A 2,444-nucleotide genomic window follows, 5' to 3' on the forward strand; every position below is an offset into this window, starting at 1 on the left:
GGGACGCCGTCGCCGACGTTCCCGGGCTGGCGGTCGCGGGCGCGGCGTTGCACGGTGTGGGCGTGCCCGCATGTGTGGCCACCGGCGAGGCCGCCGCCCGCCGGCTGGTGGGACCATGAGGGCATGGCGCGTCTGAACTACGAGGAACTGAACAACACCCTCCGCTACACCGCGTGGTCGGTGTTTCGGGCCGAGCCCGGCGCACTGCCCGACGACCGCGGACCGGTGGCCACCGCGACGACGGAGTACCTGGACGGTCTCGACGCGAAGGGCGTGGTCGTGCGGGGGGTGTACGACGTGTCCGGCTTCCGGGCGGACGCCGACTACATGATCTGGTGGCACGCGGAGGAGGCCGAACGGGTGCAGGAGGCCTACAACGGGTTCCGCCGCACCCCGCTCGGCCGGGCCTCCATCCCGGTGTGGAGCCAGTTCGCCCTGCACCGGCCCGCCGAGTTCAACAAGAGCCACATTCCCGCGTTCCTGGCCGGGGAGGAACCGCGCCGGTACGTGTGCGTGTACCCGTTCGTGCGGTCCTACGAGTGGTACCTGCTGCCCGACGAGGAGCGGCGGTCGATGCTGGCCGGGCACGGCAAGGAGGCCCGGGACTACCCGGACGTCCGCGCGAACACCGTCCCCGCGTTCGCCCTCGGCGACTACGAGTGGATGCTGGCCTTCGAGGCCGACGAGCTGCACCGCATCGTCGACCTGATGCGGCACCTGCGCGCCACCGAGGCCCGCAGGCACGTCCGCGAGGAGACCCCCTTCTACACCGGCCCCCGCGTCGAACCGGGTGACCTCGTGCACACCCTCCCGTGAGCGGCGCCGAGAGGATCTCGATGGGTGAGCGCGCGGATGTGCCGACGGGACGGGCCGCGAAGAGGGCGGCCCTCGCGGCTCTGCACGACGTGGTGGCGGCGGACCGGGGCACGGGTTCCACCCCGGCGAGCACTCTCGTCGACCTGGACCGCCTCCGTGGGCCGTGGCCGGGTGACGAGGACCCGTGCCCGTCGGTCACCGACCCGTGACGGTCAGTCCCCGGTGGGGGTCAGGCGGAGGGCGACCGAGTTGATGCAGTAGCGCTGGTCGGTGGGGGTGGGGTAGCCCTCGCCCTCGAAGACGTGGCCGAGGTGGCTGTGGCAGCTCGCGCACAGCACCTCGGTGCGCACCATGCCCATCGACCGGTCCCTGCGCAGCAGCACGGCGTCCGAGTCGGCGGGGTCGTAGAACGACGGCCAGCCGCAGTGGCTGGGGAACTTGGTGGTGCTGCGGAACAGTTCGGCGCCGCAGGCGCGGCACTCGTAGACACCCTCGGTCTCGGTGTCGGTGTACTCGCCGGTGAACGGGCGTTCCGTGCCCGACTCCCGCAGGACGGCGTACTCCTCCGGGGCGAGCTGCCGGCGCCACTCCTGCTCGGACTTCACGACCTTCGGAGCGGACGGGTCGGACGTGGCTGCCTGCGTGTGTGTACGGGAGTCCATGGGCTCCAGGCTACCCGTGCGGGAGTCGCTACCGGGCCAGCCACTCCAGCAGTGCGGTGAGGTAGTGCCAGCCCGTGACGACCACCCCCAGCACCACGAGGACGACGATGGCGGCGGCGACCCACCACCGCAGTCCGCCCGCGCGGTTGCTGCCCTCGGCGAAGTCACCCACCCCGCGCAGGGATGCCTCGATGGTGAACGCGGGTTCGCACTTCTCCATCCGGTCCAGGTGCTCGGCGAACGCCTGCGCCTCCGGGTCGTGCGGGTCCAGCCCGACGAGGTCGTCGTCGAACCGCGGATTGCGGTCCGCGCCGGGGTTCTCGGCCATGCCCCCACGGTAGGCCACCCGCACCCGGCAGGACACCCGGTACACACCGACACCGGGCCGCGGATCACAGCTTCCGGTTGTGCTCCACCCTGGGGTCACTGCCGATGCGCAGTTCCCCGTTCAGCCGGACGACGCGGGCGTACATCTCCCGCTCCCCGTCGTCGGTGACCATCCGGATCCGGACGTCCAGGCTGCCGTCCGGGTTGGTTTCCTCCTTGTAGACGTAGGCGTCCTTCGCGTACTCGACACCCTGTGCATCCCAGTACCGCTGGTGAGCCTGACGACCGTCCCACAGCGCCTGGACCTCGGGGGCCAACATGTTCCACCCGTTCGCCGGTTCGCTGTAATACTTGATGACGAATCGGCCCGCACGTCCCCAGTCACCGACCGGTGCCCCGGCGTGGGGCACGGCGCTCGACATGGGTGCGGGGGAGCTGGACGGTGCCGAGGGGGCGGTGGTGCTTTCCTGCGCCTGCGACTTCCCGTTGCCGTCGCCTCCGCCGGTGAGCGCGATCACGAGGCTCGTGGCGGCGATCAGGATGACGGCGGCGACGGCGCCGAACACCATCCGCCGGCGCCTGCCGTCCGGCGCGGAACCCGGGTGCCCCGGGGTGTCCGGGCGACCTTCGACGCGCACG

Annotated in this window: 4 protein-coding genes and 1 pseudogene; 2 read left to right on the top strand and 3 right to left on the bottom strand. The window is 71.6% G+C overall.

Annotated elements, in window-relative coordinates; translation table 11 throughout:
* The first annotated feature begins 123 nt into the window (after positions 1-123).
* Positions 124-816, top strand: a complete 693-nt coding sequence (gene hemQ, locus SACHA_RS0105980; protein WP_019807958.1) for a hydrogen peroxide-dependent heme synthase — start codon at positions 124-126, stop codon at positions 814-816.
* On the top strand, positions 813-1,025 hold the full coding sequence (locus SACHA_RS0105985; RefSeq protein ID WP_020628600.1) for a hypothetical protein: 213 nt from the start codon (positions 813-815) through the stop codon (positions 1,023-1,025). The genes hemQ and SACHA_RS0105985 overlap by 4 nt, the downstream gene beginning before the upstream one ends.
* 3 nt (positions 1,026-1,028) lie before the next feature.
* On the opposite strand, the gene msrB is transcribed toward SACHA_RS0105985, so the two are convergent.
* From msrB to SACHA_RS0106000, 3 genes and pseudogenes are all read right to left on the bottom strand, one after another.
* Positions 1,029-1,478, bottom strand: coding sequence for a peptide-methionine (R)-S-oxide reductase MsrB (msrB, locus tag SACHA_RS0105990; protein ID WP_019807962.1), 450 nt, complete (start codon positions 1,476-1,478; stop codon positions 1,029-1,031).
* A 28-nt stretch (positions 1,479-1,506) separates the two neighbouring features.
* On the bottom strand, positions 1,507-1,806 hold the full coding sequence (locus tag SACHA_RS0105995) for a hypothetical protein (RefSeq protein ID WP_028662932.1): 300 nt from the start codon (positions 1,804-1,806) through the stop codon (positions 1,507-1,509).
* 64 nt (positions 1,807-1,870) lie between these two features.
* Positions 1,871-2,444: pseudogene (locus tag SACHA_RS0106000) on the bottom strand (serine/threonine protein kinase); the annotation flags it as partial.

Origin of the sequence: Saccharomonospora halophila 8 (assembly GCF_000383775.1) — a bacterium.
Taxonomy (GTDB): domain Bacteria; phylum Actinomycetota; class Actinomycetes; order Mycobacteriales; family Pseudonocardiaceae; genus Saccharomonospora; species Saccharomonospora halophila.